The following is a 5,007-nucleotide window of genomic DNA, read 5'->3' on the forward strand; positions in this document are numbered from 1 at the left end:
GCTATGCGCGGGTGATCCAGTACGGCCACCACGGGCCGGTGGGGCCGCTCTGCTGCCACTGGTCGAGCCAGCCCAGGATCCGGCCGATCGCCTCCAGTTGTCCCGGCACGGTGACGCCGCGCCGCGCGGCAATGGCGAGCAGGGAGAGGGGGCCTGCGATGCCGTGGGCCATGCCGTTGTTGGCGTGCCCTTCGGGGTGGTCGGCGGACGGTTTCCCTGAGGGGCCCAGGTGGCTCCACCAGCCGGGCAGGAGTTCACCGTCGTGCTTGACCGGCTCGGTCAGCCGTAAGAGGTAGGTCAGTACGTCCTGGAGGAGTTCGGGATGTTCGCCTCGGTGCGCGAGGAGAGCGCCCATGCCGGTCAGGCCCCGGATGGCGTCGAATTCGGAGAGCTCAGGCATCTCGCCTCGGTCGATGCGGTCATGGGCGCGGTCCAGGCGGCGGCGGATTTCGGTGGTGATGTACAGGTCGAGGGTGTTCAGCGCGCGGGCGTAGCGGCCGGGTTGGTCGGCGGCGGCGGTGTGCAGGGCGAAGGCGAGCGCGGGTGCCCCGTAGTACAGGTGGCTGTCACGGCCGCCGACGGTCGGATCGGCGGCGGCGCAGGCGAGCCAGTCATGGGTCCGCTGCCACGGCCCGTGTCCGGTGCGGGCGCGTTCGATGTGCAGCAGCGCGACCCCGACGGCTCCGTGGGCAAGGGACTGCGGCCACCAACCCTGCTTCAGGTTCAGTCCGCGCACGGCGTCCTGTGTGGCGAGGCGGTCCGCGATCGTGTCGGACGCCGCTCGCGCCAACTCACGCAGATTCATTGCCAGTTCCTCCGTGCTTCCAGGCCAGCGCGGCGGCACGGGCCAGCCGGAGGCAGGTGCGTTCGTCGTCCTTGTCGATGCCGGCGGCGCGGATGTGGTGGGCGTGCAGCAGCGAGTCGAGGACGAGGTTCACGTCGAGTCCTTCGGTGTCGCCGAGCCGTGCCCGGTAGCGGGTGATGGCTCTGTCCCGGTCCGTCCACGCCTCCGTGATCGCGGCGCCGCCGGGAGCGAGCTGCAGCGACTCCCAGTCGTCGATCGGGTCGGCCAGGCTCACGGTCTCCTTCAGCACTGCGCGGTCGAGCGGCGTCGGGTCCTTGATGCGGCCGTGGGTGATCAGCCAGTCGATGCCTGCGACGGTGCTGCCGGTGAGGCGACGGCGAGCGCTACGAAGTTCGCTGCGGTGAGCACCTGGCTGTGGGGCCGCTCGGATTGCGCGAACTGCACGGCCAGGGCACGGGAGTCCGCGGCGAAGACCTCCTCGGCCAGCCGCATCAGCTCGCCTGTGCCCCAGCGGCCGGTCTCCGGGAAAGAAGTGGCGAACTGGACGTCGTTCACGAGTCCTTCGCGCCGCAGCCGGGCAGCCCACTGCGCGATGCGTTCCGCCGTGAACCCGAAGTCGGTGGGGTCAGTGATCGCGACGCGCAGGCGCAGGTGCGAGCGAGGGTCGCGGTAGCGCATGTACCACCAGGCCGGTTCCTCGCCCCACTGCATGAGCAGGTCGGGCAGGTGGCGGGCCAGGATCTCGGGGTGCCGCTCGGTGTGCCCGTACAACTTCACCAGGAGCCACCGCGATCCGCCGGGGAGAAGGCCGTGATCGCGCGTCAGTACGCGGTCGGCGGTCGCGGGCGGCACGGTCGGCCAGTCCGGGGCGTGAACCACCGTCATGGGTACGACGACCTCGTGGGCTCGTCCTGCCAACCAGCCGTTATCGGGGCCGGTTTCCGTAAGAACCGCGGTCTCGTCGGTATCCAAGTGGGCGCGGAGCACGGCGAGGTGGGCGCCCTCGGACAGGTCGAGCGGCAGCAGCCGGTCCCCCTCGGTCAGTGCCACAGCCGCCGGAACCCGCCGTCGGGTACGCCAGGAGTCCAGCGCCTTGTGCCACTGCTCCCACGATGCCTGCCGACCGGGCATCTCCGAACGGTCGAGCCGCCACCGTGCCGGCGAGAGGACCGTGCGCCCGTAACGCACGCGAGGCAGGAACGGCAGGTTGAGGGCGCCGGCCCACGGAAACCGTGTCAGGACGGCTGACTGCGACCGGCTGATCTCGGCGAGGAACCGTGCGAGCGGCGGCGTGTGAGCGCGTAACTCGAGCGCGTGCAGGGACATCGGCTCCACCACACGCCCACGCGAGAGGGAGACAAGGTACAGGCGGCGCCGGTCACAGCCCACCGCGAGGTCGTCCAACGTGATGGTGCGCTCGTCCGGGGGGCCGGTGCTCGGCCAGGCTGATCACGGCCGGCAGCAGTTCGGGGACGCGGGCGACGTGGCTGTCGCCTCGGGTGAGGGGCGGGAAGCTGAGCTGTACGGGCAGCGCGCCGGGGGTGTTGACCGGCAGTTCCGTAAAGGGGGCGATCGCCTGTTCACGGTCATCCGGTTCGACTCCTCACAACAGGCAAGATCACAGCATCGACCGACTCGCTGCCGCCTTCGATCCTTCTCAGTGATCCGAACGCCATCGCAATGAAGCCCCAGACGCCCACGCGGAAGACCTGGCGCCCACAACAAGTCGACGTCGGCCACCCACACCCAGAGAGAACTGATTACACGTCAGTAAAGTCAGCATTGGGTCAGCATTAGGTTTGCCTTACCCAGCCATACCTGGGGTCATATTGTCACGTGCCGCCCTCACCGGACGGCGCTCGGACCCCACGACGGGAGGCCACCTCCAGAGCCGCCGGATCAGCACGCTCCGCACACCTTGAGGCCTGAGCCGATTCAGAGGAAGACCCAGTTCAGCGCACTCGCCCCCGCGGCTTCAGCGGCACGGCGGGAAGTTCCGGAGCAGGCAGCGGATCCCCCTCGTACCCCTTCACCTCACCGAACCGATCCCCGTTCATCCAGTCCGAACGGGCCCTCGCGATATCCTCGTTGGACCGCCCGATGAAGTTCCACCACATCACGATCTCCTCCGCGAACGGTTCGCCGCCCAGGAGCATCAGGCTCGCGTCGGACTCCGCGCGCAGGGGGAGTTCTGTGCGGCCGCAGCCGAGGTAGAGCATGGAGCCGGGGAGGACCTGGACGTCGTCGACGTGGACCTCGCCGGACATGGCGAGGACCGCGTACTCGAAGTCCGGTTCCAGGGGCAGGTCGGTTCGGGTGCCGTGGGCGAGGGTGAGGTCGGCGCCGACGATGGGGGTGTATGTCGTGCCGGGGGACGTCGCGCCGTCCACCGTGCCGAGGATGACCGTGGCCGTCAGTCCGGGGGCCGTCACGTGGGGCAGCTCCGGGTGGTGCTCGAAGTGCGCGTCGACGTGGCGGTGGCTGTCCGGCAGCGCGACCCAGAGTTGGGCGCCGTGCAGAAAGCGCGGGTGGGGCACCGGGGACTGTTCGGAGTGGCTGATGGCGCTGCCGGAGGTCATGAGGCCCAGTTCGCGGGGGCGTACCGTCGCGCGGCTGCCGAGCGAGTCGCGGTGCAGGATCTCCCCGTCGTGCAGCCAGCTCACGGTCTGCAGGCCCTGGTGGGGGTGGGGCGGCACCTGCATGCCGGGTTCCGTGGCGATGTCGTCGGGGCCGTAGTGGTCGACGAAGCACCAGGCGCCGACCATGCGGCGGCCCAAGTTGGGGAGCAGTCGGCGGACTTCGGTGGACTCGCCGAGCTGGACGCGTCGGGGGGCGAGGAGCTCGCGCACCGGTTCGGCGACGACGAAACCCCGCCCGCCGCAGACGGACAGGGCTGCCTCGCGATCAAGGTTGCTCATGTCGCCCAACCTAGCCGAGACCGGGCAGCCCGGACACGGGTCGCGGCGCCCCCGCGCCGCACCCGTCACGTGGCCGGGCTAGTGCAACAACCGCTTCTGCACCGTCTCCAACGGCCCCTGCCGGAAGTGCCGTAGCCACAGGGTCGCGCCGGTCATCAGGAGCACCGACACCGTGGCCCACAGGCCCATCACCCACCATGGGCCGCTGTCCGCGAACCGGCTCGCGAGGCCGAGGCCTATGCCGTACGAGACGAGGACGCACAGCAGGTTCTGGAGTACGTAGCCGGAGAGGGCGCAACGGCCCAGTGCCGTCAGGCCGTTGGTGAGCGGGCCGGGGTGGCGGACGCGGTCGAGGAGTGCGCCGATCAGGCCGATGTAGCCGATCGCCACGACCGGGGCGGCGACATAGCGGCCGAGCAGGAACCAGTCCGCGCCGCCGAGCGACACCGCGGCGTTCAGGGGCAGGCCGAGGCCCAGGCCCCAGCGGGCCATCCGGGTGCGCAGGGCGCGTCCGGTGGCGTCCGGTCCGAACGCGCCCGCGCGGTACAGGCGTACGCCGAGCAGGAAGAGGAAGACGAGCAGGCCGAAGGAGAGCACCGGTTCGATGCGCAGCACCGCCATGTTGTCGAGGCGGAACAGGACTTGCTGCGCGTAACTCCCGTCGGCGTAGAGGGCCACCGTCTCCTGGTCCGGGCCGCCCGTGTCCGTGTTCGGGGCGGTGAGTGTCGCGAGTGTGAGTAGCGAGATGACCGTCACGTGCAGTGCGGCCGCCGTCCACATCACGCCGCGGCGGAAGCGTTCGCTCCGGGTGAGCAGGTGGGCGACGAGCAGTGCCGTGACCGCGTATCCCATGAGGACGTCCCAGGCGAAGATCAGGACGAAGTGCAGCAGTCCCTCGGCGAAGAGGAAGATCGCGCGGCGGCGGTAACGGCCGGGCCAGGCGCGGCCGTTGCGTGCCGCCGAGTCGAACTGGATGGCAAGGCCCACGCCGAAGAGGACCGTCAGGAGTGACAGGAACTTGCCATCGGCCAGGAAGCGGAACACGCCCTGCGTCACGCTCGCCGGGGACGGGTCGTCGAGCAGCGCGTTCAGTCCGGTCCCGGTGGCGCCGCCGGCGAGGAAGCCGACCTCGGCTCCGGGGCCCGTGAAGATCCAGACGTTGGTCATCAGGGTGCCCACGATGGCCACGCCGCGCAGCACGTCGAGCAAGGGCAGGCGCTTGGTCGTGGGTGGAGCGGATGGTGCGGATGGTGCGGGTGCCGGGGGTGTGGCCGTGGGCGGCGG

At 70.3% G+C, this 5,007-nt stretch carries 3 protein-coding genes and 2 pseudogenes; all 5 read right to left on the reverse strand.

Annotated features, from left to right (window positions below; genetic code table 11):
- Nucleotide 1: 1 nt before the first annotated feature.
- Nucleotides 2–805 (reverse strand): lanthionine synthetase C family protein, encoded by an 804-nt coding sequence (locus tag GUY60_RS34280; protein ID WP_161705062.1) that lies wholly within the window; start codon nt 803–805, stop codon nt 2–4.
- A pseudogene (locus GUY60_RS34285) lies at nt 792–2,194 on the reverse strand (thiopeptide-type bacteriocin biosynthesis protein). Before GUY60_RS34285 ends, GUY60_RS34280 begins: the two are co-directional and overlap by 14 nt.
- A pseudogene (locus tag GUY60_RS39320) lies at nt 2,184–2,390 on the reverse strand (lantibiotic dehydratase); the annotation flags it as partial. The pseudogenes GUY60_RS34285 and GUY60_RS39320, both read right to left, overlap by 11 nt.
- A 367-nt stretch (nt 2,391–2,757) precedes the next feature.
- Nucleotides 2,758–3,723 (reverse strand): pirin family protein, encoded by a 966-nt coding sequence (locus GUY60_RS34290; protein ID WP_161705064.1) that lies wholly within the window; start codon nt 3,721–3,723, stop codon nt 2,758–2,760.
- Between the two features lie 78 nt (nt 3,724–3,801).
- Nucleotides 3,802–5,007, reverse strand: a 1,206-nt coding sequence (locus tag GUY60_RS34295) for a DUF418 domain-containing protein (protein WP_376771351.1), incomplete at its 5' end; no start/stop codon positions are given.

Source organism: Streptomyces boluensis (genome assembly GCF_009908195.1).
GTDB classification, from domain to species: domain Bacteria; phylum Actinomycetota; class Actinomycetes; order Streptomycetales; family Streptomycetaceae; genus Streptomyces; species Streptomyces boluensis.

Excerpts from the sequence above, each read along its gene's own strand:
- GUY60_RS34280 (WP_161705062.1), bottom strand. The coding sequence starts at position 805 with ATGAATCTGCGTGAGTTGGCGCGAGCGGCGTCCGACACGATCGCGGAC.
- GUY60_RS34290 (WP_161705064.1), bottom strand. The coding sequence starts at position 3,723 with ATGAGCAACCTTGATCGCGAGGCAGCCCTGTCCGTCTGCGGCGGGCGG.